The 24,834-nt window shown below is 72.1% G+C and carries 20 protein-coding genes; 5 read left to right on the top strand and 15 right to left on the bottom strand.

Annotated features, from left to right (window positions below; translation table 11 throughout):
• The first annotated feature begins 78 nt into the window (after positions 1-78).
• Entirely contained in the window at positions 79-1,371 is a 1,293-nt protein-coding gene (locus ACTFAP_RS26935; protein WP_495682727.1) for an MFS transporter, read from the top strand.
• A gap of 60 nt (positions 1,372-1,431) precedes the next feature.
• Here ACTFAP_RS26935 and ACTFAP_RS26930 read toward each other — a convergent pair whose 3' ends face one another.
• Together ACTFAP_RS26930 and ACTFAP_RS26925 are read right to left on the bottom strand one after the other, a co-directional pair.
• The gene (locus tag ACTFAP_RS26930; RefSeq protein ID WP_495682726.1) at positions 1,432-1,632 is read right to left on the bottom strand and encodes a 4Fe-4S domain-containing protein; all 201 of its coding nucleotides are present in this window, start codon (positions 1,630-1,632) and stop codon (positions 1,432-1,434) included.
• Positions 1,629-2,870 (bottom strand): cytochrome P450, encoded by a 1,242-nt coding sequence (locus ACTFAP_RS26925; RefSeq protein ID WP_495682725.1) that lies wholly within the window; start codon positions 2,868-2,870, stop codon positions 1,629-1,631. Before ACTFAP_RS26925 ends, ACTFAP_RS26930 begins: the two co-directional genes overlap by 4 nt.
• 181 nt (positions 2,871-3,051) lie before the next feature.
• Between ACTFAP_RS26925 and ACTFAP_RS26920 the strand changes: the two genes are divergently transcribed.
• Positions 3,052-3,534, top strand: coding sequence for a MarR family transcriptional regulator (locus ACTFAP_RS26920; protein WP_495682724.1), 483 nt, complete (start codon positions 3,052-3,054; stop codon positions 3,532-3,534).
• A 15-nt stretch (positions 3,535-3,549) separates the two neighbouring features.
• Here ACTFAP_RS26920 and ACTFAP_RS26915 read toward each other — a convergent pair whose 3' ends face one another.
• The 5 genes from ACTFAP_RS26915 to ACTFAP_RS26895 form a co-directional block, all read right to left on the bottom strand.
• Complete coding sequence (locus tag ACTFAP_RS26915; RefSeq protein ID WP_436977739.1) at positions 3,550-4,560, bottom strand: FecCD family ABC transporter permease; 1,011 nt, start codon at positions 4,558-4,560, stop codon at positions 3,550-3,552.
• A gap of 11 nt (positions 4,561-4,571) precedes the next feature.
• Complete coding sequence (locus tag ACTFAP_RS26910) at positions 4,572-5,615, bottom strand: FecCD family ABC transporter permease (RefSeq protein ID WP_390120847.1); 1,044 nt, start codon at positions 5,613-5,615, stop codon at positions 4,572-4,574.
• Positions 5,612-6,667: an iron-siderophore ABC transporter substrate-binding protein gene (locus tag ACTFAP_RS26905; protein ID WP_500467652.1), complete on the bottom strand. Its 1,056-nt coding sequence runs from the start codon at positions 6,665-6,667 to the stop codon at positions 5,612-5,614. The genes ACTFAP_RS26910 and ACTFAP_RS26905 overlap by 4 nt, the downstream gene beginning before the upstream one ends.
• Before the next feature lie 125 nt (positions 6,668-6,792).
• Positions 6,793-9,009 carry an OmpL47-type beta-barrel domain-containing protein gene (locus ACTFAP_RS26900; protein WP_500467651.1) on the bottom strand — a complete coding sequence of 739 codons (2,217 nt, stop codon included), beginning with the start codon at positions 9,007-9,009 and terminating at the stop codon, positions 6,793-6,795.
• A complete protein-coding gene (locus ACTFAP_RS26895) occupies positions 9,009-11,420 on the bottom strand; it encodes a ThuA domain-containing protein (RefSeq protein ID WP_500469578.1) in 2,412 nt (803 codons plus the stop codon). The genes ACTFAP_RS26900 and ACTFAP_RS26895 overlap by 1 nt, the downstream gene beginning before the upstream one ends.
• A 428-nt stretch (positions 11,421-11,848) precedes the next feature.
• Here ACTFAP_RS26895 and ACTFAP_RS26890 point away from each other — a divergent pair, with 428 nt between their 5' ends.
• Positions 11,849-12,844 carry a multicopper oxidase domain-containing protein gene (locus ACTFAP_RS26890; RefSeq protein ID WP_500469577.1) on the top strand — a complete coding sequence of 332 codons (996 nt, stop codon included), beginning with the start codon at positions 11,849-11,851 and terminating at the stop codon, positions 12,842-12,844.
• Between the two features lie 88 nt (positions 12,845-12,932).
• Here the strand turns inward: ACTFAP_RS26890 and ACTFAP_RS26885 are convergent, their stop codons facing one another.
• Positions 12,933-13,685 (bottom strand): transglycosylase SLT domain-containing protein, encoded by a 753-nt coding sequence (locus ACTFAP_RS26885; protein ID WP_500467650.1) that lies wholly within the window; start codon positions 13,683-13,685, stop codon positions 12,933-12,935.
• A 366-nt stretch (positions 13,686-14,051) separates the two neighbouring features.
• Between ACTFAP_RS26885 and ACTFAP_RS26880 the strand changes: the two genes are divergently transcribed.
• Entirely contained in the window at positions 14,052-14,879 is an 828-nt protein-coding gene (locus ACTFAP_RS26880) for a siderophore-interacting protein (protein ID WP_500467649.1), read from the top strand.
• On the opposite strand, the gene ACTFAP_RS26875 is transcribed toward ACTFAP_RS26880, so the two are convergent.
• The 7 genes from ACTFAP_RS26875 to hppD are packed head-to-tail and all read right to left on the bottom strand — an operon-like array spanning position 14,839 to position 23,509.
• Entirely contained in the window at positions 14,839-16,203 is a 1,365-nt protein-coding gene (locus ACTFAP_RS26875) for an FAD-dependent oxidoreductase (RefSeq protein WP_500467648.1), read from the bottom strand. The two genes, ACTFAP_RS26880 and ACTFAP_RS26875, sit on opposite strands and share 41 nt — an antisense overlap.
• On the bottom strand, positions 16,188-17,441 hold the full coding sequence (locus ACTFAP_RS26870) for an FAD-dependent monooxygenase (RefSeq protein WP_495682718.1): 1,254 nt from the start codon (positions 17,439-17,441) through the stop codon (positions 16,188-16,190). The genes ACTFAP_RS26875 and ACTFAP_RS26870 overlap by 16 nt, the downstream gene beginning before the upstream one ends.
• Positions 17,438-19,132, bottom strand: a complete 1,695-nt coding sequence (locus tag ACTFAP_RS26865) for a prenyltransferase/squalene oxidase repeat-containing protein (RefSeq protein WP_500467647.1) — start codon at positions 19,130-19,132, stop codon at positions 17,438-17,440. Before ACTFAP_RS26865 ends, ACTFAP_RS26870 begins: the two co-directional genes overlap by 4 nt.
• A 16-nt stretch (positions 19,133-19,148) precedes the next feature.
• Positions 19,149-20,186, bottom strand: coding sequence for a polyprenyl synthetase family protein (locus ACTFAP_RS26860; RefSeq protein ID WP_495682716.1), 1,038 nt, complete (start codon positions 20,184-20,186; stop codon positions 19,149-19,151).
• Positions 20,183-21,136: a prenyltransferase gene (locus ACTFAP_RS26855; RefSeq protein WP_500467646.1), complete on the bottom strand. Its 954-nt coding sequence runs from the start codon at positions 21,134-21,136 to the stop codon at positions 20,183-20,185. Before ACTFAP_RS26855 ends, ACTFAP_RS26860 begins: the two co-directional genes overlap by 4 nt.
• A complete protein-coding gene (locus tag ACTFAP_RS26850; RefSeq protein WP_500467645.1) occupies positions 21,117-22,370 on the bottom strand; it encodes an acyltransferase family protein in 1,254 nt (417 codons plus the stop codon). The genes ACTFAP_RS26855 and ACTFAP_RS26850 overlap by 20 nt, the downstream gene beginning before the upstream one ends.
• The gene (hppD, locus tag ACTFAP_RS26845; RefSeq protein WP_495682713.1) at positions 22,367-23,509 is read right to left on the bottom strand and encodes a 4-hydroxyphenylpyruvate dioxygenase; all 1,143 of its coding nucleotides are present in this window, start codon (positions 23,507-23,509) and stop codon (positions 22,367-22,369) included. The genes ACTFAP_RS26850 and hppD overlap by 4 nt, the downstream gene beginning before the upstream one ends.
• A gap of 247 nt (positions 23,510-23,756) precedes the next feature.
• Between hppD and ACTFAP_RS26840 the strand changes: the two genes are divergently transcribed.
• Complete coding sequence (locus ACTFAP_RS26840; protein WP_495682712.1) at positions 23,757-24,815, top strand: ABC transporter substrate-binding protein; 1,059 nt, start codon at positions 23,757-23,759, stop codon at positions 24,813-24,815.
• Positions 24,816-24,834: the final 19 nt, after the last annotated feature.

Below are 24,834 nucleotides of genomic sequence, written 5' to 3'. Positions count from 1 at the left end.
CCCCGCCCCCGCCCCTCACGTCACCCCGCGGCGGCGGGCGGGCCGCCCGCCGCCGTCCCTTCCCCGGAGGTCCGCCCCATGTGGAAACTGCTGCGCACCGACAAGCGCTTCAGACGGCTGTTCATCGGTGAGACCTTCTCCAGTTTCGGGGACAGCGCGGTCTATCTCTCGCTGGCGATCTGGATCAAGGATCTGACGGGGTCGGACGCGGCGGCCGGCGTGGTGTTCCTGATCATCACGGCGCCCGGTCTCGCCGCCCCGTTGCTGGGCCACTGGGTGGACCGGGTGCGGCGGCGTCCGCTGCTGCTGCGGATGTACTCGGTGATGGCGGTCCTGGTGCTGGGGCTGCTGTTCGTCGGGGATTCCGGCGATGTGTGGATCATCTATCTGGTGACGCTGGCGTACGGGGTGCTGTTCGCCACCCCGGCCCGGCCGGCGCTGCTGAAGGACATGCTCCCCTCGGAGAACGCGGCGGCGGCCCGGTCGCTGCTGATCACCGTGCGGGAGGGAGTGCGGATCGTCTCGCCGGTGGCGGGCGCCGGGGTGTACACGGCGTTCGGCGGGGGCGCGCTCGCGGTGCTCGGGTCGGCGACCTTCGTGGTGGCGGCGCTGGTGCTGTGGTCGATCAAGGTGGTGGAGTCGGAGCCGGAGCCGGCGGGCGAGCCGTTCGCGCGGTCGGTGACGGCGGGTTTCCGTTTCGTGCGCGCCACGCCGTTCCTGCTGCGGCTGACGGTGTCGTTCGTGGCGTTCCTGGCGGTGGTCGGACTGCTGGAGACCGCGGTGTTCGCGGCGGTCGACCAGGGGCTGGGGCAGGGGCCCGCGTTCGTGGGGGTGATCGCCTCACTGCAGGGCGGCGGTTCGGTGCTGGGCGGGATCCTCGCCGGTCTCGTGGTGCGGCGGGCCGGGGAGTTCCGGGGCAGCGCGGTGGGGTACGCGCTGATCTCGGCCGGCCTGGTGCTGTGCGTGTGGCGCGAGATGCCGCTGTTCATCCTGGGCGCGATGCTGATCGGTACCGGGCTGCCGTTCCTCATGGTGGCGCTGAGCACGGCGCTGCACCTGTACGCGCCGGCCCGGATGCAGGGCCGGGTGAACGCGGCGGTCTCCTCGGTGTGCGATCTGTTCCAGACGCTCTCCATCGCGGCGGGCGCGGCGCTGATCGGGCTGATCGACTACCGGATCATGTACGCCCTGATGGGGATGATGGCCCTGATGTGCGCGGTGTCCATACTGCTCAGCCGGATCGCGCCGCCACAGGTGGCGGAGTCGGTGGCCGATGATCCCGGCGACGCGCAGGGCGACGCTGCCGCCGGGTCGCCCCGGCCGCCGGACCCGTCGGATCCGGCGGACGAGGAGCTGCGCCCGGCCCGTTGAGACACAGCGGGCGGGCGGCCGTCCCGTCCCCCGGAGGGCCGGGGGCGGGACGGCCGGGCGTCAGACCTGTTCGTGCACGGTGATGGCGCCGGCCGGGCAGACGGCGGCGGCCTCCCGCGCGGCGGAGTGCTGTGCCGGCGCCGGTTCGGCGGCCAGGAGTTCCACGATGCCGTCCTCCTCGCGCTGGTCGAAGACCTCCGGCGCGATGAGGACGCACTGGCCGGCCCCGCAGCACCGGGACTCGTCGACGCTGATGTTCACGCGGCCCCCTCCTCCCAGGTCACCGGCACCTCGCGCAGCCCGCCCACCAGCAGGCCCTCCACCCGGGGCAGTGCGGCGGCGGGGACGGCCAGGCGCAGGGTGGGCACCTTGCGCAGCAGGACCTCCAGGGTGACCTGGAGTTCGGTACGGGCCAGGGCCTGACCGAGGCAGGCGTGCGGTCCCGCGCCGAAGGTGAGGTGGGGGTTGGGGCTGCGGGTGAGGTCCATGGTCTCGGGGTCGGTGAACACCCGCTCGTCGCGGTTGGCGGCGGGCATGGCGCACACGACGGTGGTGCCGCCGGGCAGGGATTCGCCGTCGATCTCGATGTCCTCGGTGAGGTAACGGCGGGTGCCGAAGCCGAGGTTGGCGTCGTAGCGCAGGGCCTCGTCGACGGCGGTGCGGATCAGCGCCGGGTCGGCGAGCAGTTGCTCCCACAGCGCCCGGTCGGCCAGCAGCATGGCCGTCATCTTGCCGATCATGTTGGCCGTGGTCTCGTGTCCGGCGACGAGCAGGCCCACGCCGGTGGCGACCAGTTCGTCGTCGGTGAGGCCGCCGTCCTCCTCGGCGCGGCCGTCGCGCACCAGCATGCCGAGCAGGTCATCGCCGGGGTTCTCGCGCACGGCGGCGGTGTGCGCGCTCATGTACCGGGTGAACTCCTCCTGGGCGGTGCGGGATTGCTCGGCGGTGTAGCGGCTGACGTTGAGGAAGGCGTCGGACCAGTGGGAGAACCGTTCGCGGTCCGCCGCGGGCACGCCGAGGATCTCGCAGATGACGAAGACCGGCAGCGGGAAGCCGAGGGCCGCCTTGAGGTCGGCCGGGCCGCCGCCGGCGGTCATGGTGTCGACGAGGTCCTCGGCCATGGCGACCATGCCGGGGCGCAGCGCGGTCATGCGTTTGGCGGTGAAGTACTTGCCGACCCGGCGCCGCCACCGCTGGTGCTCCTCGCCGCGGTCCGGCAGCGCGAGCGCGGAGGAGCCGTCGGCGACGGGGCCTCCGGCGCCCGCCGGGGCGACCCGGGCGGCGCCCGGGTCGGCGGCGGTGGGGCGGGTGAAGCGGGGGTCGGTCAGCACGCCTTTGACGTGCTCGTAGCGGGTGAGGTAGGCGGCCTTGTCGCCGCTGGGGAACTCGGCGGTGGCCACCGGGCAGCCGCGGCGCAGGGATTGCCAGGCGGCCGGTGCCTCCAGGGGGCTGTCGCCGGTGAGCGGCAGCCGTACGGTCTCGTGCTGATGCTGCGTCATGGTGGCTCCTCCATGGGCGCGGGGGGAGCGAACGCGGTACGGCCCGGGCAGGCGTTCACGGAACGCAACGCTACCGACACTGTGCATGATGCATCAAGAGTGCATGATGCACTTCGCGTGCATGGCGCAATATCGCCCTACACTGCTGCCACACCGTTGTTCGGACCAGGGGGAGGCCGGCGTGGAGATCCGTCGGGCGGGCGAAGACCTCGAACGGGAACTGCTGATCCTCACGCGCCACCAGGAGCTGGGCACACCGCGCAATGTGCGGGCCGGGGCCGCGCTGGACCGCAGCGCCTATGTCCTGCTGAGCCGGCTGGAGGCCCAGGGCCCCATGTCGATACCGGAGTTCGTGGACGCCTTCGGCCTGGCCGCCTCCACCTTCACCCGGCAGACCACGGCCCTGCTCGGGCAGGGGCTGGTCGAACGCACCCTGGACCCGGACGGCGGGACGGCGCGGAAGTTCCGGGTCACCGACGCCGGCCGGGCCCGCCTTGCGGCTCGCCGCGACATGATCATCGACGGCCTCTCCGGGGTGCTGGCCGACTGGCCGGCGGAGCGCCTGGACCGTTTCATCGAGGATCTGCGCCGGTTCAACACGGACATCGAGCGCCTCACCGGCCGGCCCTGGCCCCGTACCGGGCCGGCGCGGGAGACGGACTGACGCGCCGCCCGTCGGCTACAGGGAACCGCCCGCACGGTGGGTGCGGATGATGAGGTAGATGAGGTACGGGGCGCCCAGCACGCCGGTGATGACGCCGACCGGGTAGCGGGTGCCGAACGCGAACTGGCCGCAGAAGTCGGCGACCAGCACCAGCAGCGCCCCGATGAGGGCGGCGGGCACCAGCAGGGAATGGCCGGGCCCCACCAGGCGGGCGGCGATCGGCCCGGAAAGGAACGCGACGAAGGCGATCGGTCCGGCGGCGGCGGTGGCGAAGGCGATCAGGCCCACCGCCGCGACGATGGCGATGATCCGGGTGCGCTCCACGCGCACGCCGAGGGCCGCGGCGGTGTCGTCGCCCAGCTGCATCGTGGACAGGCCGCGCGACTGCCCCAGCAGAACGGGCCCCAGGACGGCCAGCGCGATCAGGACCGGCACCACCTCCGTCCAGCTGGAGCCGTTGAGGCTGCCGGTCAGCCAGCGCATCGCCTCCTGGAGATCCCACTCCCCCGCCTGGCTGAGGATGTAGGCGGTGAGGCTCTCCAGCATGGCGGCGATGCCGATGCCGATCAGGATGAGCCGCGAGCCCGCCACCCCGTCCTTGAAGGACAGGGTGTACACCGCCAGGGCGACCACCAGGCCACCGGTGATCGCGAAGACGGAGACGCCGACCTCGTCGAGCGAGAGCACGACGATCGCGAAGGCGGCCGCCGCGCTCGCCCCGGTGCTGATGCCGATGATGTCGGGGCTGGCCAGCGGGTTGCGCAGCATCGTCTGGAAGGTGACACCGCCCAGACCGAAGCACAGTCCGACGAGGACGGCGAGCACCGCACGGGGCAGCCGCAGCCGGCCGACGGTGAAGGACGCGCCCGGGACCTGCTCGCCCACGATCACCCGCCACACCGCGTCCGGGGGGTAGTACGTCTTGCCGAACATCAGGCTGAGCGCGAACGCGGTGACGACGAGAGCCACGAGGACGGCGATGATGACGCGCCGCCGGTTCGCGCGGCGGATCCGGCCCTCGGCCATGGCCTGAAGGGTCACAGGGCTCGTACTTTCTGTCGGCGGACGATGTAGATGAAGAAGGGCGCGCCGATCAGCGCCGTGACGATGCCGACGTCGATCTCCGAGGGCCGGTTCACGATGCGGCCGACCACGTCGGCGGCGGTGAGCAGGGCGGCGCCCAGCAGCGCGGCGAGCGGCAGCAGCCAGCGGTGGTCGACACCGACCAGCAGCCGGCACAGATGGGGCACGACCAGGCCCACGAATCCGATCGGGCCGGCGACGGCGGTGGCCGCGCCGCACAGCAGGACGGCCCCGAGCGCGGAGACGGCCCGGGTGACGGCGACGTTCTCGCCCAGCCCCGCGGCCAGTTCGTCGCCCAGCGCCAGGGAGTTCAGGCGGCGCGCGGACAGCAGGCAGACGGCGAATCCCACGGCGAGGAACGGTGCCACCTGGCCGAGCTTCTCGAAGGAGGCTCCGCCGACGCCGCCGATCTGCCACATCCGGAAGGTGCCGGCGATGTCGTTGCGCGGCAGCATGACGGCGGTGACCAGGGAGGCGAGCGCGGCGGAGACGGCCGCCCCGGACAGCGCGAGCTTGAGCGGGCTGGGCCCGCCCCGTCCCATCGAACCGATGGCGTAGACGAACAGCGCGGTGGCGGCGGCGCCCGCGGTGGCGATCCAGATGTAGCTGGTGGGAGAGGTGAGGCCGAAGAAGGCGACGCCGGTGACGATGGCGAGCGAGGCGCCCATGTTGACGCCGAGGATGCCCGGGTCGGCCAGCGGGTTGCGGGTCACGCCCTGCATGACGGCGCCGGCCAGGGCGAGGGCCGCGCCGACCGTCATGGCCAGCAGGGTGCGCGGCACCCGCTTCTTGACGGCGGCCTCGCCGAGGGTGCTCTCCGCGCCGCCGAGGCCGGCGACGATGTCGGACCAGCCCACGTCCCGGGCGCCCAGGGCCACCGAGGCGGCCATGGCGAGAACCAGCACGGCCAGGGCGGCGGCGATCCACAGACCCCGGACATGGGCCGGACGCCGAGCGGGGTCGGCGTCCGGCTTGTTCCGGGTGGTGACGGCCGTCATTCCACCTTGTCCGCGGCCTCGGCGAGCAGGGCGACGTAGTCGTCCAGCACCCACGAGATGGACAGCGGGGTGGGGTTGGCGGCGGTGGCCAGCGGCGTGCTGCCGGGCAGGAAGGCCACGGAGCCGCGCTCGACGGCGGGGATCTGCGAGAGCAGCGGATCCTGCTGGACGATGCCGAACAGCTCACCCTCCTCGTCGCCGTAGCCGGTGATGATGTCCACGTCGTCGAAGACCTGGATCTGCTCGGCGCTCTGGGTCAGCGCGAACTGGTCGGTGCCCGCGGAGAGTTCGGCGATGCTGCCGGGGGTCTCCAGGCCGAGGTCCTCGAAGAAGAGGGCGCGGGTGTCGTGCGCGGTGTAGAAGCCGACCTGGCTGACATCGGTCGGGTCGATGTGGGTCATGAACATCACCGACTTGCCGGTCAGCTGCGGGTAGCCGGCGACGGTGTCGCCGATCTCCCGCTCCAGGTCGGCGATCAGCGCCTCGCCCTCGGCGCCCAGGCCGATGGCCTGGCTGTTGAGCGTGATGATGTCGCGCCAGGACGTGGCCCAGGGTGCCTCCGGGTAGGCGATGACCGGGGCGATGTCGCTGAGGGTGTCGTAGTCCCGCTGCGTCAGCCCCGAGTAGGAGGCGAGGATGACGTCGGGGTTGGTGTCGGCGACGGACTCGAAGTCGATGCCGTCGTTCTCGTCGAAGAGCACCGGGGTCTCGGCGCCGAGTTCGTCGAGCTTCTCGGTGACCCACGGCAGGACGCCGTCGCCGTCGTCGTCGCCGAAGTTGGCGGCGGCCATGCCGACCGGGACGACGCCCAGGGCCAGCGGCACCTCGTGGTTGGCCCAGGCGACGGTGGCCACGCGTTCCGGCTTCTGAGGGATCGTCGTGGTGCCCAGGGCGTGCTCGATGGTGATCGGGAACGCGCCGGACGCGCCGTTCTCCGTGTTCCCGCCCTTGTCGGCGGCGTCGTCCGCTCCGTCGTCGGAGGCGCCGCAGGCGCTGAGACTCAGCGCGACAGCCGCTGCCGCGACCGCCGCCCAGACCCGATATGAACGCATGGCAAAGACACTCCGCTCCACAAACTTAGGTATGCCTAACCTATGTTACGCGAGTGTCCCGGGGCGACGACCAAGGGGTCGGCCGCCGGAGGGCGACCGACCCCGAGGTCATTGCGGTGAGCGGCTCACAGCTCCTTGATGCGGATGTCCCGGTAGGAGACCACGTCGTCGGCGCCGTGGACCTGGAGGCCGACATAGCCGGAGGCGTTGCGCCGGCCGTTGCTGCCCGGGTCCCCGCCGCGCGGCGGCTCGAAGGCCAGACCGCGGACGTTCTCGAACTCGTTGATGAGAACGCCGTTGCGGTAGATCTCGTAGGACTGGCCGATCACCCGGATCTCGTAGTCGTTCCAGGTGCCCTTCGGGGTCACCCCGGCGCCGCCGAGGCCGACCCGGTCGAAGCCGTAGACCGAACCGGTCTTGTACAGATCGCCGGTGGGCCGGTCATAGATCTGGATCTCGTGACCGTAGTTGATCGCCACCCACTCCGGCCGGCTCTCCTCCGGATGGCCGTGCACGTCCGGGAACCGGACGAACACCCCGCCGTTGGTGAGCAGCCCGTCGGGGGCGTCGTCGCGCCACTGGAGCTTCAGCGAGAAGTTCTCGTACTGCCGCTCCGGGAACCACAGCATGCCCATGCCCGGCACGTCGCTGCTGCTGGTCATGGCGTTGTCCTCGGAGAGCCCGAAGGCGCCGCCGCCGACCTGCTGCCAGCGCTCGAAGCTCTCCTGGCTGCCGTCGAACAGGCTGCGATAGCCCTCGGTGTTGCCCGGCGTACCGATGCCCGAGTCACGCGCGGCCTGCTTGATCAGCCCGGACTCGCGCTCGTCGACGACACCCTCGTCCAGCAGCTGACCGACGACCGTGTCCACGTGCTTGAGGAACAGCGCGTGCGAGGACCAGTCCTTCTCGTCCTCGATCCGCTCGTTGATGCGGCAGCGGGTCTCGGTGATCCGGTTGGGCACCCCGGTGTTCACCTCGCCGACGAACACCGTGCGGCGCTCGTCGAACTCGGCGCAGTTGGGCGCGGGGACGCCACCGCCGCGGGCGACGGTGAAGACGACCTCACCGGCCTGCGAGGTGTTGCCAGCGGCGTCGGTGGCCCGGTAGGAGACGGTGTGCCGGCCGACGCCGTCCACGATCACCGGACGGCCGTACTCCAGGTAGGGGCCGCCGTCCAGCGAGTACTCCACCAGCTCGACGCCCGACTCCTCGTCGGTGGCCTCGACCGTCACCTGGGCGTACCCGATGTACGAGCCGGAGGAGTTGATGTTGCCGGACACCGAGGCCGAGACCTCGGGCGCGGTCACGTCCTCCTCGACCACCTCCACGACGGTGAACTCGACGCTCTGCTCCTGCGAGACGTTGCCGGCCCGGTCGGTGGCGCGGTAGCGCAGCACGTGGGTGCCGAGGTCGTGGACCATCACCGGCCCGGTGTACTCCTGCCACGCACCGTCGGCGCCTTGGGCGTATTCGATGGAGTTGACGCCGGAGCCGGCGTCGGAGGCGGTCACCGTGACGGTGGCCATGCCGAGGTAGTCGCCGTCCTCGTTCTGGTCGCCGCTCACCGTCGCCGAGGTCTCCGGCGGTTCGGTGTCATCGGTCGGCGGCTCGACCACGGTGAACTCCACCGTGCCCGGCTCCGACACATTGCCGGCCACGTCGGTGGCGCGGTAGCGCAGCGTGTGGTCACCGACCCGGTCCACCACGACGGGGTCGGCGTACGGCTGCCACTCCCCGTCGGTGCCCTCGGCGAACTCCACGCTCGCCACGCCGGAACCGGCGTCGGTGGCCTCCAGTGTCACCGTGGCGGAGCCGAAGAACGCGCCGTCGTCGTTGCGCACGCCGTCCACCGAGGCGGTGACCTCGGGCGCGGTGACGTCCTCGCCGTCGTCCTCGGTCACCACCAGGGTGCCCTGCATGGCGCCGTGGCCCGGGATCGCGCAGTAGTAGCGGTAGACGCCCGGGGTGAGGACCACCTCGGCGGTGTGCAGCCCGCCGTTGTTGTCGGTGGGGTTGGCCAGGATGTTGAGGTCGACGTCGTTGTTGAACTCGGGGTTGCTGGTGTCGAAGGTGAGCGTGTGCGGCATCGCGATGTCGTTGCCGGTGGCCACGCTGTTCTCGAAGACGATGGTCGCCGGTCCGGCCACCGCGGTCTGCGGCGCCGAGGTGAAGGCGTCCATCCCGCCGTCCGCCGTCCAGCGCAGCGTCTGCTCCGCCGCCACCGCCCGCTCCTGTCCCGGTCCGCCGAGGGCGGCGGCCGAGGTGAGCCCCAGCAGCAGGGCCATCGAGGTGAGCAGCGCGGTCCACAGGGTGCGGCTGTCAAGGCGTGTGCGTCGTCTCATCAGTCGCCCTTCCTGACCAGGTCGGAGGCGGCCGGGGTGGGCGCGCCGCCGGAGTAGGTCACCCGCCACAGGGCGGATTCGCTGTCGGAGTTGAAGAAGCCCCGGCCGTAGTCCAGGACGTACAGCGAGCCGTCGGGGGCGAACTTCCAGTCCATCAGGTTGCGGATGCCGCCCTGACCGACCGGGATGATCTCCTTGAGCGGCTCCACGTGGCTGGGCGGGGTGCCCCCGCCGATGGTGTCCGGGTCGATCAGGACCGCGTGCCGCGGCTGGACACCGTCGTAGAAGTCACCGATGAACCACTTGCCGTCCCAGTAGCGGGGCCACTTGACGTCGCTGGCGCGGTCCTCGTCGTACCGGTAGACGGGTCCGGTCATCGCGGCCTGGCCGCCGCCCTTGGCCCAGGGCAGCCGGTAGAACTCGTCGTCGATGGCGTAGGACGGGATGCCGTCGGCGTTGCGCGGATAGTCGGGGCCGCCGCCGTTGGGGGCGTACCAGATCGACACCGGGGTGACCGGGGGCAGCTTCACGAGGCCGTCGTTGTGCGGGGACTCGTTGCGCGGCGCGTCGCAGTCGTACCAGCCCAGCGGCTGCGAGGGGTCGGGCAGGTTGCGGTCCCGGTAGGGCTGGTTGTTGCCCATGCAGAACGGCCAGCCGAAGTTGCCGGGTTCGGTGATGGCGGTGAAGGACTCGTACTTGGCCGGGCCCCAGGTGGTGCTGGGCTGTGAGGCGTCGGGGCCCACCCAGCCGGCGTAGAGCACGTCGGTCTGCCGGTCGACGAAGATCCGTGAGGGGTTGCGCACGCCCATCGCGTAGATCTCGCCCCGGGTCTTGCCGCCGCCCTCCGCGGTCTCCCTGCCGGTGAACAGGTTGCCCTCGGGGAGGGTGTAGGTGCCGTCCTGTTCGGGGTGGATGCGCAGGATCTTGCCGTTGAGGTTGTTGGTGTTGCCGGAGGTGCGGCGGGCGTCCGCGAAGGAGGTGCCCGCGAACACCGGCTCGGGGTTGTTGCCCGAGTAACCGTCGGTGAATCCGGAGGAGTTGGTGTCACCGGTGGCGATGTAGAGGTTCTCGTGCGAGTCCCACGCCATCCCGCCGCCCGCGTGGCAGCAGCTGTGGATCTGCACCGGCCACGACAGCAGCACCTTCTCCGAGGACAGGTCCAGCCTGCCGGTGGAGCGGTTGACGGTGAAGCGCGAGACGCGGCGCTCGGCGGTCCGCTGCTCGCGGTCGATCTCCGAGTGCGGTGTCCAGTGCAGGTAGATCCAGCCGTTGGTCGCGAACCGCGGGTCGAGCTCGATGCCGAGCAGCCCCTCCTCGGTCTTGACCAGTTCGCCGCCGCCGCCCTTGTTGCCGAAGACGGTCAGTGAGCCCACCAGGGACGCCTGGCCGGTGCGCGGGTCGTAGACGTGGATCTCGCCCTCGCCCTTGCCGATGTCCGGGTCGTTCCAGTCGGTGACGACCGAGGAGCCGGCCGGGCCGCCGCCGCGTCCGATGTAGAAGATCCGGCCGTCGGGGGCGGGGACCAGGCCGTGCGGCTCGCCGATCTGGTCGTGCTCGCCCGGCTGGTTGGGCGGGGTCAGCCGCTCGGCCGTGTAGTTGGCGGTGACGGTGGCCTGGCAGTCGGCACGGGCCACCCGGTTGGTCCAAGTGAGCGCGCCGCGCAGGTGGTCACGGAAGTCGGCCTCGGCCCACGAGGCGACGGTGCCGCCCATGGCGGTGTAGAAGGACCGGCCGCCGGCGTAGTCCTGGCACCAGGAGATGGGGTGGTCGGGCCCGTTGGCCGACTCGCCCGGCCGGTAGTCCAGTTCGCGGACCCGGGCGACGGTGTGGACGTCACCGGAGGGATTGGTCTCCCAGTTGAGCCACCGGTCCAGGCGGCTCCACTCCGGCGGGAGGCCGACGGTGGCCGGGTGGACCCGGTCGCCGACCTCGACGGTGGCGCGCTGCGCGGTGGAGCCGCTGTCCCCGGTGGCGCGGGCGCCGATCAGCCCGCCGTACCAGTCGGAGTACGGCTCGGTGCGGGCCGCGTCGTGCACGCCGAGGAAGCCGCCGCCCGCCGCGAGGTAGGCCTGGAGGCCCAGTTCCTGCTCGGCGTCCAGGACATCGCCCGCACCGGTGAGGAAGACCACGGAATTGAAGGCGCCGAGCCGGCGGCCGTCGGTGAACACCGAGGCGTCGGCCGTGGCTTCGACGGAGAATCGCTGGTTGGCGGGCCCGCTGCGCCCGATGGATTCGAGTGCGGCGATGCCGGTGTCCACGGTCGGGGACTCCGTACCGGCGGACGCGTGGAAGATGAGCACACGGACGTCGTCGCCGCCCGGTGGCTGCGGCAGGTTGAGCGCCTGTGCGACGGACTCGGCGGAGGGCTGGGCGCTGGCCGCGGGTACCGCGTACAGCGCGCCGGTCGCCATCACGCCCGACAGCAGGGCCGACGCCCATATCCGTAGGGACCGCTGGCGGCGGGGCCGGCGTTCCGGACCGTCCGCGGGGGATCTGTGCACCTGCTCCGAGTTCCTGGGACTGTGATGCGGTGTTCGCCGCATGTGCCACCCACTCCTCACTGGTGGTTCCGGGTCAGCGAGCAAGGTAGACGCTTGTTCCCGCACCGCCAAGGGCTTTGGACCAAACTCGTCGAAACTTTGTCATGATCTGGATAAAGTCCCGTTTGAGGGCTATGTTGTCCGGCGGCTCGTGCTCGAAGTAGCAACAGTTGCAGGGAGTTGTGCCCATGAACGCGGTGACGGGCGGTAACGGAAGCGACGACGGAAGCCGGACCGAGGGGTCCGCCGGACGAAGCCGGGGGCCCGGCAGGCGCTCCGTCTTCTGGGGGGCCGCGGCGATGGCCGGCGCCGCCTCACTGACAGCCGCGGCCCCGGCCGCCGGCTCCGCGGCGGCGGCCGGGACGGTGACGGCCCGTACCGCCCAGGCACGCAACCAGGTGCGGAACATGAAGCTCTACCTGGAGCGGCTGTCCGACGGCCGCATGGGCTACGGCCTCCAGCCCGGCAAGGCGTCGGTCCCGGGCCCGCTGATCGAGATGGTCGAGGGCGACACGCTGCACATCGAGGTCGAGAACCTCATGGATGTGGACGCCAGCCTGCATGTGCACGGCGTCGACTACGAGATATCCAGCGACGGCACCCGGATGACCCGCTCCCACGTACCGCCCGGCGGAAAACGGACGTACACCTGGCGCTCGCACGCCCCGGGCCGCCGGGCGGACGGCACCTGGCGCTCGGGCAGCGCCGGCTACTGGCAGTATCACGATCACACCGTGGGCACCGACCACGGCACGGCCGGGGTGCGCAACGGTCTGTACGGTCCGCTGGTGGTGCGGCGCGCGGGCGATGTGCTGCCGGACACCACGATCACCATCGTCTTCAACGACATGCTGACGAACAATATGAAGGCCGGGGCCGACTACGAGGTCACGATGGGTGACCGGGTGGAGATCATCTCCATCACCCACGGCGAGCTGTACCACACCTTCCACATCCACGGTCACCGCTGGGCCGAGAACCGCACCGGGCTGCTGGAGGGTCCCGAGGACACCAGCAGGATCGTCGACAACAAGATCACCGGACCGGGCGACTCCTTCGGCTTCCAGATCATCGCCGGCGAGGGGGTCGGGCCGGGCGCGTGGATGTACCACTGCCACGTGCAGAGCCACTCGGACATGGGCATGGCCGGACTGCTGCTGGTGAAACGGCCGGACGGCACGATCCCCGACTACGAGCACCACCACACGGCCGCGGGCACCGCCGACGAGGACGGCGCGGACACGGCCGGTCACAGCGGCTCGCACGGATCGGCCGCCGACCACAGCGGGCACTAGAGCCGACTCCCCCACACACGACGGTGCCGCCGCACGCCTGTGGCGTGCGGCGGCACCGGGGTGCTGTGCGCCGGTCGTCCCCGGGGGGTCAGTAGGCGCTGTTCACGTTGTCCATGGAGCCGTAGCGGTCGGCCGCGTAGTTGCAGGCCGCGACGATGTTGGCCACCGGGTCGTAGATGTCGGTGCTGGTCCCCTCGACGTGGTACTGCTCGAAGGTCGGGTCGATGACCTGCAGCAGGCCCTTGGACGGGATGTTCTTGACCGCGTTGCTGTCCCACATGTTGATCGTGTGCGGGTCACCACTGGACTCACGTATCAGATTGCTCTTGATGCCGTCATAGCTGCCGGGGATGCCGTTCTCCTTCATGACATCCAGCGCCTCGTTGATCCACTGGTCGATCTGCTCGTCCGAGGCGGGCTTCGGCTTGGGCTGCTCGGCCTTGTCGATCACCACGATGGTGCCATCGGCGTTGTACTCGGCGCCGCGGCCCTTGTCCGCCGGAGCGGCTTCCTCCTGCGCCGCTGCGTCGTCCTGCGCGGCCTGCGTCGCGGTGTCCGCCGCCGCGCCGTCGTCGGTGGCGGCCTCGTCGGTGGCGGTGTCGTCGGTGGTCTCGGCAGCGCTGTCCGTCGCGCTGTCGTCGGCGGCGTCACTGCCGGTGACGGGGGACTTGACGATCACGCTGCTCGCGCTGTCCGGGGAGAACGCGGCCGGAGCGCTGGTGCTCATGGCCGTGGGGGCGACGGCGGACGCGTGCGGGTCGGCCACTGCACCGGGGGTGTGCACGAGGGACACCACCGCCGCGCCGGCGGTGACCATCCCGGCCACAGCGGCCGTGCGCATTCGAATACGGGAAGCGCCATGGGTGGCGGTCATACAGACACCTCGATCCTCGGAAGAGCGGGGGAGGAAAGCCGCGGAACGCGACCGATCGCCACCATGCACAACTCGGACCATCAACGGCAAAGACCTCATCTCCGACAAGATTTAGTACGTCCTCTCCTGTCATGCCATGTCCGCCTTGTCCCATCGGCCCGGGCCACTCCTAAGCCCCTACGGATGTGACGGCCCTCTCATGCCGGGGCTCACAGTCCGGCCCCCGCCGCGTCACCCGGCATCACCGTGACCTCACCCACCGCGTCCGCCCCAGGGGGCAACCGCCGCCCACCGGATGCAGGTTAGGCTTACCTAACCAACAGGAAGGGCGTCATGAGCGACATCGTCACGCATCGTGGTCAGGTGCTGCGCACCGAGCGGCTCAGTGCGCATGTGATCAGGGTTGTCCTCGGGGGTGAGGGCCTTCAGGAGTTCTCGGTCGGGCCGTACAGCGACAGCTATGTGAAGCTCGTCTTCGCCCAGCCGGGAGTGGACTACCCCGAGCCGTTCGACGTGGCGGAGATCCGCCGCACGCTGCCGCGCGAGCAGTGGCCCAGCATGCGGACGTACACGGTGCGCGCATGGGACCCGCGGGCCCTGGAGATGACCATCGACTTCGTCCACCACGGCGACACCGGCCTGGCCGGGCCCTGGGCCGCCGCCGCACGCCCCGGGGACCGGCTCGCCATCCTGGGCCCCGGCGGCGCCTACGCGCCCGACCCCACCGCCGACTGGCATCTGCTCGTCGGGGACGAGAGCGCGCTGCCCGCGATCGCCGCCTCCGTGGAGCGGCTCCCGCAGGGAGCGGTGGCGCGGGTCCTCATCGAGATCGACGGGCCCGGTGAGGAGCTGAAGCTGGAGCCGCCCGCCGGGGACGTCGAGGTGGTCTGGGTCGACCGGCGCGAGGGGCGCTTCGGCCCGGCGCTCGTCGACGCCGTCACCTCTCTCACCCTGCCCCCGGGGCGCGGGCACGCCTTCGTGCACGGCGAGGCGAACTGGGTCAAGGAACTGCGGCGCCATCTGCGGCACGAGCGCGGGATGACGCCCGGGCAGCTGTCCATCTCGGGGTACTGGCGCCGGGGGAACGACGAGGACGGCTGGCAGGCGGCCAAGGCGGAGTTCAATCAGCGGATCCTCCAGGAGCAGGAGAGCCCGGCGTAGCCGCACCGCGTGCCCGCGGAAGCAGCAGGGCACGGGCGACGGCCGGGGTCAAGAGGGTCGAGGGCGGGTCACTCAGGGTGCCCACCCGCACCAGGGTGCGGCGCAGCCGCGGGTCGTGGTGGGCCGCCCGTTCCAGCCGCAGCACCAGGCTCCGGTGGACGCGCGCCGCCCGGCGCGATCCGGGGCCGGTCGCACCGGGGTGCAGCAGGTCGGTGCCGGACGCCAGGCGCCAGGCGCCCGAGACCGCGTGCGCGATGGCGCGCTGGGTGTCCCGGGAGGAGGCGTGCGGGGTGTCGGCCAGGGCCGTCACCCCGGCGGCGGTGGCGGTCATGCCGTAGCCGAAGGTGGGGTTGGTGGTGAGCAGCGCGTCACCGACGACCAGGAAGCCCTCGGGCCAGCGGCGCATGCGCTCGTAGTAACGGCGCCGGTTGCCGGTGTGCCGGTAGCCGCGGATCGGGGCCACGGGTGTGACGGAGGTCAGCAGGTCGGCTATCACCGGATGGTCCAGGGAGCGGGCGAACGCGAGGAAGCCGTGGTGGTCCAGGGGCGGCTCGGCGCCCCTGGTGCCGGACAGGGAGATCATCCAGCGGCCGTCCTCGATCGGGAAGACCACTCCGGCCCGGGCGGGGCGGTGCCGGGAGGGGCCCGGCTGGATGCCGATGAGGGGGAAGCCGTCCCGGGCGGCGGGAGGAGCCAGCACGGGCACCGAGGCGTAGGCGACGCCGGCGTCGATGGTCCGTTCCTGTACCGGGGGCAGGCCGAGCGCGGTGAGCAGGGCGGGGGTGCGCGAGGCGCGGCCGGTGGCGTCGACGGTGAGCGCGGCCTCGTACCGCCGGGTGGTGCCGTCGCGGTGCCGGGCAAGGGCTCCGGTGACACGGTGGCGGCTGCCGGTCAGCTCCCGGACCTGGGCGCCGGTGACGAGGGTGATGCCGTCGGTCTCCCGGACGCGTTCGCGCAGGGTCCATTCGAGCAGCGGGCGGCTGCACAGCAGGGCGAGGTGTCCGGTCGGTGTTCTGGGCTGCCAGCCCAGATCCCCCAGGCTGACGACATCGGCCGACATGTCGATGCGGTGGGCACCCGCCGCCAGCAGCCGGCCGAGCGTGCCGGGGAGCAGGGCCTCGATGTACCGGCTGCCGGCGGGCAGCAGCAGATGGCCGTGGTGGGCCTGCGGGGTCCCGGCGCGGTGGGCGGCTCCGGTGGGCAGCCGGTCCTGGTCGAGGACGGTGACGGTGGTGTGGTGGCGGCGCAGCACGGTGGCGGTGAGCAGTCCCGCCAGTGAGCCGCCGAGGACGAGGGCGGGTGGGCCGCTCACTGGGGCTGCCACGGGGGGACGTGGGTGGCGCGGGGGTCGGGGAGGCCGAGTTGGTGGAGCCGGTCGAGGGGGGCGAAGGGGTGGATGCCGAGGCCGGCGAGGTTGTAGGTGGCGGTGTAGCGCAGCCGGGGGCTGTGGTGGGTGCGGCGCAGGGCGCGGCGGCCCAGGGCCCGGGTGGTGCGGCCGGTGGCGGTGACCAGCCGGGCGGCGTCGTGGCTCATCACGGCGATGTGCCGGATCCAGGGCAGTCGTTCGGCCTCGTAGGCGGCGAGCGCGGTGTCGGTGTCGGGTGCGGTGGCGAGGTGGTGGGCCAGGGTGTGGGCGTCGCAGATGGCGGTGTTCATGCCCTGGGCCGCCAGGGAGTGCACGGCGTGGGCGGCTTCGCCGACCAGGGCGAGGCCGGGGGCGGTGAGGGTGGGGGCGGCGCTGCGACGCAGGGTGAAGACCTGACGGGTGGCCAGGGAGCCGGTGAGGCGTTCGGTGAGGGGACGCAGGGCGGGGGTGTCGTGGTCGAGCGCGGCGGCCCACCGCGTCATGGCGGCGTGGTCGGCGCCGCGTACCTCGTGGGGGCGGATCTGGACGTAGATCCGGGTGCGGCCGTGCGGCAGGGGGTAGACCAGGCGCAGCCCGCGGGGGGTGCGGTAGGCGGTGACGTCGCCGGGTTCGGGTGGTGCGCCGGGGAGTTCGAAGGAGAGCAGCCGGTGCGGGTAGGCGCGGGTGGTCAGGGGGATGCCGGCGGCGCGGCGCAGCCGGGAGGACATGCCGTCGGCAGCGATCACCAGGGGGGCGTGGATGTCCTCGGTGGCGCCGTCGCGGCGCACCCGTACGCCGGTGACGCGGCCGGTGGGATCGTGCAGCAGCGTGGCGGCGGAGGCGCCCCGGCGGATCTCGGTGCGCGCCGGGAGGGACTGGGTGAGGGCGGTGAGGATGGCGGTGTGGTCGTGGCTGAGCAGGGTGCGGTACCCGGTGGGGAGGGTGGTGTAGTCGAAGACCATGAGGGGCGTGGCGTCGGGTCCGCGGACGGTGAGCCGGGTGAGCGGGACGGCGCCCGCCGCGGTGAGGGCGGCGGTGACGCCCCAGCGGGTGAGGATGCGCAGGGCGGCCGGCTGGAGGACCTCGCCCTTGGCGACGGGGGCGGGCCTGCGCTGTTTGTCGAGGACGAGGGTGCGCAGGCCGAGATCGGCGAGGGCGCGGGCGGTGGCCAGGCCCGCGGCGCCGGCGCCGCAGACGATGGCGTCCCAGGTGGTCATCCGGTGGCTCCCCGGGGGAAGGTGCGGTGGTGGGCGGCCAGGGCGCCCAGTGCGAGGCCCTGGGCGATGAGGTGGCCGGGGTAGGCGAGGTGGTCCTTGATGTACCAGCAGGTGGGGCCGGGTTCCCAGGTGCCGTCGGGGAGTTGGGCGGCGATCAGCCACTCGGCGCCGCGGGCGGCGGCGGCGCGCGCGGTGTCGTCGGTGGTGAGAGCGGCGAGGCCCTTGACGGCACGGGCGGTCTCGTCGGTGGTGCCGGGACCGGTGGCGGGCGCGGCACCCCAGGAGCCGTCGGGAAGCTGGGCGGCCAGCAGCCAGGTACGGGCCCGGGTGGCGAGCCGGGTGCGGGTGAGGCCGAGGCGGGCGGTGGTGTGCAGGACGGCGGCGGTGGCGGGGACACCGCCGCGGTGCCAGAGGGCCAGGTGGGAGCCGTCCGGCCGCTGGCTCGCGGTGAGCCGGCGCAGGGCGCGGCGTACGGCACGGTCGGTGCCGGGGGCGCCGGCGGCGGTCAGGATGTCGATAGCCTGGGCGGTGACGTGCGGGCAGGCGCGGTCCGCCGGGCAGCGGGTGTTGCGGGTGAAGACGCTCCAGGCGCCGCTGCGGTCCTGACGGGCCCTCAGCCAGGCGGCGCCCTGGCCGAGGGCCTGGCCGTGGCCGCGGGTGGCGGCCAGACAGGCGAGGGCGGCGACGGAGTCGACGGTGTTGGGCCAGCCCTTCGCCCCGGACCAGGCCCAGCCGCCGGGGGGGCAGTCGTACAGCGGAAACGGTTCGTCCTGCCGGCAGCCGAGCAGCCAGCCGGCGGCACGCCGTACCCGGGAGTCGGCGCGGTGTCCGGCATGGCACAGGGCCTCGGTGGTGAGGGCGTGGCCGACGACGTCGACGTCGCGTCGGCCCATGCCGTGCATGAGGACCCACGAGCCGTCCGGACGGGCGGCGGCGCGCAGATAGCCGACGGCCGCCCGGACGACATCGGGTGCGGTGCCGGCCCGGTGCAGCGCGGTGGCGGCCAGCCCGGTCAGCCACGGGTCGCCGCTGCCGAAGGAGCCGACCGCGCCCTCCTGGCGTTCGCCGTCCCGCAGGATCGCGGTGGCCGCGGCGGCCGTGCGGGCACGCAGGGACGGGGGCCCGGGCCGCACCTGGTGCTGGAGGAGGGTGAGGGCGGCGAACGGGGTCTGCAGGAAGGACAGCAGGTTCCGGACCAGGGGGGCGGGCAGCAGCAGGAGTTCGGCGGGGACCCGGGGGGCGCCGGCGGGTTCGCGCGCTCCGGTGAGGGCCAGCAGCAGCCCGGTGAGCTGCCGAGCGGCGGGGTCGCCCAGCCCCTGGACGCCACCCCGGCCCTCCAGGAAGGACAGCCCGGCGCGTACGTCCTCGTCAGTGCGTCCGGGGGCCGCCGTGCGCAGGGCGGCGACGGCCATGGCGGTGGAGATGATGTCGCTGGGGCCTTCGCCGGTGACGGGCCAGCCGCCGTCCTGGTTGCGGGCGCGCGACAGCCAGCCGACGCCGCCGCGCACGAGGGCGGCGGAGGACTCCGGGTCGGCGGTGTGCAGGGCCAGGACGGCGCCGGCGGTCCCGGTGACGAGGCTGGGACGCGTGTCGTACCAGGTGCCGTCGGGGTCCTGGGCGGTCATCAGGGTGTGGGCGGCGGTGTCGATGGCGGCGGACAGCCGGGCGTTACGGGCGGGATGCTGGGCCATGGTCACTCCCGGGCGGTCAGCTGGTGCGCCGGCCGAGGTAGTCGATGAGGGCGAGGAGCGGGTCGCGGGCGGTGCCCTCGGTGTCGGCCTCGGCCAGGCAGGCGAGGCCGCGTTCGAGGTGGTGCTGGGATTCGCGTTCGGCGAAGCGGCGCCCGCCGGCCTTCTCGATGAGGGCGGCGGCACGGCGCAGTTCCGCCTCGTCGAGGCGGGGGGTGGTGAGGAGGTCGGCGAGTTCGGCGGCGGCCGGCGCCGGGGCGGCGAGGGCGGCCAGGACGGGGAGGGTCTTCTTGCCCTCGCGGATGTCGGCGAGGACGGGTTTGCCGGTCTCCTTCGGGTCGCCCCAGATGCCGATGATGTCGTCGACGCACTGGAAGGCGAGCCCGAAGTGGCGGCCGGCGCGGCCGAAGGCGGCGGCGGTACGGTGCGGGGCGCCGCCCAGGACGGCGCCGAGTTCGGCGGCGCAGCCGAGCAGGGAGCCGCTCTTGCCGGCGGCCATGGAGCGGTACTCGGGGATGGTGACGGCGCCCGGGCCCTGCCAGGGGCGGCGTACGAAGGCCAGGTCCTGAGTCTGGCCGCTGACGAGTTCGGTCATGGAGCGGGCCAGGACGCGGGTGGCACGCGGGGCGTGCGGGCTGTCGTGGCGGGCGAGCGCGGTGAAGGCGAGGGTCTGCAGGGCGTCGCCGGCGAGGATGGCGGTCGCGGCGCCGAAGGTCTTCCAGACGGTGGGGCGGCGGCGGCGCAGTTCGTCGCCGTCCATCATGTCGTCGTGGATGAGGGTGAAGTTGTGGACGAGTTCCACGGCGGCGGCGCCGGGCAGGGCCGTGTCCGGGGTGGCGCCGACGGAGGTGGCGGCCAGCAGGGTCAGGGCGGGGCGGATGGCTTTTCCGCCGCCGCCGCGGGTCGGGGTGCCGTCGGGGCGGCACCAGCCGAGGTGGTAGCCGATGGCGCGGCCGAGGTGGGGGTCGAGACCGGCCACGGCGGTGCGCAGTTCGGGTTCGATGAGGGCGCGGGCCTGCTCGGTGACGGCGGTGGGCGGCGAACTGCTGGCGGTCACGGCGTCAACGTCTCCTGGTCGGGGAGAGGGGGTGGCGGTGTGCGGACGGCGCGGGTGAACCAGACGGCGAAGGCGATCAGAGTGGCGGTGCACAGGACCAGCCACGGGGCGTCGGGGCCGGGGTCACCGGTCAGCAGGTCGGTGAGCAGGGCCACGGTGATGGCGACGGCGGTGATGGGCATGTGCATCGAGGCCCAGAAGGTGACCGCGTTGTTGGCGCCGTGGGTGGCCAGCGCCCCGTGCAGCAGACGGCGGCCGACCCACAGCGGGACCGGGAAGGTCGCCAGGATCGCGAGGCCGGGCAGAACGGGGAGGGCGCCGGTCAGCAGCAGAACGGCGGTGGCCGCGTAGGTGAGGGACTGTCCGGCGAGGTAGAGGCGGATGAGGCCGCGGGCGCCGAGGGCCACGGCGAGGGTGCGTTTGCCGGTGCGCCGGTCGCCGTCGATGTCGGCGAGGTTCATGACGGACATGCGCAGGAACTGGAAGACGAAGACGATGGCGACGTAGGTGAGGGTGGCGGTGGTGGGGTCGCCGCCCTGCAGGCGGTGGGCGAGGAGCGGGCCCAGTCCGTAGAGCACGGCGGCACAGGCGATCTCGCCCAGGGCGCGGTAGTTGAGCCGGGCGGGCGGGGCGGTGTAGAACCAGGCGGCGGCCAGGACGGTGACGGCCATCAGCCGGGACGCGGTGTCGGGCATGACGGCGGTGACGGCGGCGGCGAGGAAGAGCAGGACGAAGGCCGCGCCGAGGCTGACCAGGGGTGGCAGCAGTCCGTCGACGAGGACCCGGCTGCCGCCGGTCCAGGAGGTGGGGCTGTGGTTGGCGCGGTCGGCCTCGAGGTCGAAGTACTCGTTGCAGTAGTGGGTCATCAGGTGGGCGCCCCAGCCGAAGAGCAGGGTGCCCACGTACCAGGCCGGGGAGAAACCGTGGCCCTCATGCTGGGCCGCGGTCACCCCGAGGCCTACCACCATCATGCTCTGGAACAGGAACTTCGGGCGCCCGAGCCGGATGAAGGCCGTCAGCCGGCCCGGGAGGGCGGGAGGTGAGGGGGCGTTGGCCGTCATGGGGCGCTCCTTGGCTGGGCCGGTGGCGGGGCGTGGCCAGGCGACGGTAGAGGGGGATCTCCACGGTGCGGTGCAGCAGCCAGGCGGCGGCGAGCGCGCAGGCGGCGTACAGGGCGGTGACGGCGAGGGCGGTGGGCAGGGGGTGGCCGGGCTCGATGAGCAGCTGGTTGATCGTCAGGATGACGGGCCAGTGCACCAGGTAGAGGGCGAAGGAGCGCTCGCCGAGGTAGACGAGCGCGCGGTGGCGCAGCCAGGTCCTGCGCCCGTCCAGGTCGGCGGCGGCTGTGGCCAGGACGAGCAGGGCGAGCGGGGCGGCGGTGATGGCGGCGGGGATGAACGGGAAGGGCAGCAGGGCCAGCCCGGGGACCAGGCACAGGGCGATGGCGGCGGTGGCGGCGGGGACGCCCAGTGGGGGGCGGTGGCCGGCCCGCAGCAGGAGGGCGCACAGGGCGCCGAGGACGAACTCGGGGAGCCGGGCGGCGGGCAGCATGTAGGAGATCCAGAACTGCCACTGGGGGACGTTGTCGGCCTCGGCGATGGGCGGGCCCTGGAACTGCAGGGAGATGAGGGGGACGGTCCAGATGGCGGCGAGGGCCAGGGCGGCGGCGGCCCACAGCCGGTGGGCGGGGACGCGGCGCAGCAGGGGAAGGATGAAGGGGAGCAGGGCGTAGCAGAAGATCTCGGCGGCGAGCGACCAGGTGACGATGTTGACGCCGGCGTTGTAGTCGCGGGTGGGGATCCAGGTGTTGACGAGGAAGAGGTTGGTGAGGGCGGGGAGTACGGGGATGGGGCCCTCACGGGCTTCGCCGGTGGCGGCGGCGCCGGTGAGGGTGAGGACGGCGAGCGTGGCGGCCCACACCACGACGTGGTTGGGGTAGATCCGGGCGGCGCGGCGGCGCCAGAAGCGGGCCGGGGTGTCGCCGGGGCGGGCGGTCCAGGCGAGGACGAAGCCGGAGATGAGGAAGAAGCAGGAGACCCCCGTCATGCCGAGCGGGCCGAGCAGCAGGGCGGCGTCGGCGATGTTCTCGTCGGTGAAGATCTCGGTGAACAGCCAGGCGTGGACAAGGAAGACGGCGGCGGCGCAGGGGAAGCGCAGTCCGGTGAGGGAGGGCAGTCGGTTCACAGATTGCCCCGGCGCGCCTGTTCGCGTTCGATGGCCTCGAAGAGGGCCTTGAAGTTGCCCTTGCCGAAGCCCTGCGAGCCGTGGCGTTCGATCATCTCGAAGAAGACGGTCGGCCGGTCCTGGACCGGCTTGGTGAAGATCTGCAGCAGGTAGCCGTCCTCGTCGCGGTCGACGAGGATGCGGTGTTCGCGCAGGGTGGCGACGGGGACGCGGGTGTGCCCGGCCCACTGGCCGAGGGTGTCGTAGTAGGTGTCGGGGGTGTCGAGGAACTCGACGCCGGCCGAGCGCATGGTGCGTACGGCGGTGACGATGTCGTCGGTGGCCAGGGCGATGTGCTGGACGCCGGCGCCGCCGTAGAACTCCAGGTACTCGTCGATCTGGGACTTCTTCTTGCCGAGGGCGGGCTCGTTGATGGGGAATTTCACCTTGAGGGTGCCGTCGGCGACGACTTTCGACATGAGGGCGGAGTACTCGGTGGCGATGTCGTCCCCGATGAACTCCTTCATATTGGTGAATCCCAGGGCGGTGTTGTAGAAGGTCACCCAGTCGTCCATCCTGCCGAGTTCGACATTGCCAACGCAATGGTCGATGGCCTGGAACACGGTGGGGGTGGCGGGGTGGGCGCCGGCCGGAGTGGCGAGGTAGCCGGGGAGGTACGGGCCGCGGTAGCCGGAACGTTCGACCAGGGTGTGCCGGGTCTCCCCGTAGGTGGCGATGGCGGCGTGGGTGACGCGGCCGTGCGCGTCGGCGGACTCCTGGGGCGACTGGAGTCCGATCGCGCCGTGTTCGGTCGCGTAGGCGTAGGCGGCGTGGGCGTCGGGGACCTCGATGGCGAGGTCGATCACGCCGTCGCCGTGCCGGGCGACGTGCCGGGCGAGGAATTCGCCGTACTCGGTCTCGGGGCGGATGACCGAGGTGAGGACGAAGCGCGCGCTGCCGGAGGCCATGACGTAACTGGCCGTCTCGCGGCTGCCGTTCTCGGGCCCCCGATACGCGATCGGGCGCATGCCGAAGGCGGTGGTGTAGTAGTGGGCGGCCTGCTTGGCGTTGCCTACCGCGAACACGACCGCGTCGATTCCCAACACAGGAAAAACATCGGTATCCCGTTGCACACAGACCCCCGCTGTGTCGGATCGCACTGTTGAACTCGGAAAAACGATAGGGAGCCCGGGACAACAGCGTCAATCAATGTTCGACAATGCGGAAGAAATGCCCATTTCACCGGACTTGCCATATGCATAGTGAGCGAGCAGGCGAAGGGAATTGCTGATTTCCGCGGCTGCGGGAGCGGTTGGCGGGGACCGGCGGACAGGTGGTGGGCCGGGAGCGCTGGGGTATGGTGAACTTAGGCTTACCTAAGCTCACCCGAGGACATAAGGATCACCGATGCCGTCGAGATTCACCCGTGCGCGCCGCACCTCCCTGGCACTGACCGCCGCCACCGCTGCCGCCGCCCTTGTGCTCAGTGGCTGCGGCTCCTCGGACGACGACGCGGGCAAGGACTCCTCCTCGGACAAGTCCTCCGGCGGGTCCGGGGCGTTCCCGGTGACGATCGACAGCGCGCTGGGTTCGGCGGAGATCACCGAGCAGCCCGAGCGGGTCGTCACCCTGGGGCAGGGCTCGGCGGAGACCGCCATCGCGCTGGGCCACACCCCTGTGGGCATCGAGAGCTACGCCTGGGGCAGCGACGACTCCGGCTATCTGCCCTGGATCCACGAGGCGGTGACCGAGGCGGGCGGGGAACTGCCCACCCAGTTCGCCGGGGCCGACGACATCGACTTCGAGACCATCATCGAGCTGGAGCCGGACGTCATCCTGGCGCCGTGGTCGGGCATCACCCAGGAGCAGTTCGACATCCTGTCGGACATCGCGCCGACCGTCGCGTACCCGGATCTGGCCTGGAGCACCAACTGGGACGAGCAGATCGAGATCGTGGCGACCGCGCTCGGACAGCCGGACGAGGCGCGGACCCTGATCGACACGATCGGGGAGCAGCTGGCCGAGGCCGCGGCGACCCGGCCGCAGTACGAGGGCGTGTCCTTCTCCTACATCTACACCACCGGTCCCGGCACCCTCGGCGTGTTCCTGCCCGAGGAGCAGCGGGTGTCCATGGTCGCCCAGCTGGGCCTGACCGTGGACCCGATCGTGAACACCTTCGAGGAGACCGAGGGCACGGACTCGGCGCTGATCGGTCTGGAGAACGCGGACCAGCTCACCGACAGCGACCTGATCTTCACCTTCTACTCCGACGAGGAGACCCGGGAGACCATCGAGGCGCAGCCGCTGTACGCCGCGATCCCGGCGATCGAGCGCGGCTCGATCGTGGCGAGCGACGACAACCCGTTCGTGACGGCGTCCTCGATCATCAACCCGCTGACCGTGCCGTGGGTGATCGACCGTTATCTGCCGCTCATCGACGAGGCCGTCGCCACTCTCGACAACTGACACGACGGCGGCTCCTCCC

The sequence above is a fragment of the Streptomyces sp. PH9007 genome, assembly GCF_059813725.1.
Note: the sequence above shows the minus strand (reverse complement) of the source record. Positions and strands in the feature narration are given on the sequence as shown.

Bases quoted from the DNA above. Each gene is read 5' to 3' on its own strand.
- ACTFAP_RS26935 (WP_495682727.1), top strand. From the start codon at position 79: ATGTGGAAACTGCTGCGCACCGACAAGCGCTTCAGACGGCTGTTCATC.
- ACTFAP_RS26925 (WP_495682725.1), bottom strand. From the start codon at position 2,870: ATGACGCAGCATCAGCACGAGACCGTACGGCTGCCGCTCACCGGCGAC.
- ACTFAP_RS26915 (WP_436977739.1), bottom strand. From the start codon at position 4,560: ATGGCCGAGGGCCGGATCCGCCGCGCGAACCGGCGGCGCGTCATCATC.
- ACTFAP_RS26910 (WP_390120847.1), bottom strand. From the start codon at position 5,615: ATGACGGCCGTCACCACCCGGAACAAGCCGGACGCCGACCCCGCTCGG.
- ACTFAP_RS26905 (WP_500467652.1), bottom strand. From the start codon at position 6,667: ATGCGTTCATATCGGGTCTGGGCGGCGGTCGCGGCAGCGGCTGTCGCG.
- ACTFAP_RS26900 (WP_500467651.1), bottom strand. From the start codon at position 9,009: ATGAGACGACGCACACGCCTTGACAGCCGCACCCTGTGGACCGCGCTG.
- ACTFAP_RS26895 (WP_500469578.1), bottom strand. From the start codon at position 11,420: ATGGCGACCGGCGCGCTGTACGCGGTACCCGCGGCCAGCGCCCAGCCC.
- ACTFAP_RS26890 (WP_500469577.1), top strand. From the start codon at position 11,849: ATGGCCGGCGCCGCCTCACTGACAGCCGCGGCCCCGGCCGCCGGCTCC.
- ACTFAP_RS26885 (WP_500467650.1), bottom strand. From the start codon at position 13,685: ATGCGCACGGCCGCTGTGGCCGGGATGGTCACCGCCGGCGCGGCGGTG.
- ACTFAP_RS26880 (WP_500467649.1), top strand. From the start codon at position 14,052: ATGAGCGACATCGTCACGCATCGTGGTCAGGTGCTGCGCACCGAGCGG.
- ACTFAP_RS26870 (WP_495682718.1), bottom strand. From the start codon at position 17,441: ATGACCACCTGGGACGCCATCGTCTGCGGCGCCGGCGCCGCGGGCCTG.
- ACTFAP_RS26865 (WP_500467647.1), bottom strand. From the start codon at position 19,132: ATGGCCCAGCATCCCGCCCGTAACGCCCGGCTGTCCGCCGCCATCGAC.
- ACTFAP_RS26840 (WP_495682712.1), top strand. From the start codon at position 23,757: ATGCCGTCGAGATTCACCCGTGCGCGCCGCACCTCCCTGGCACTGACC.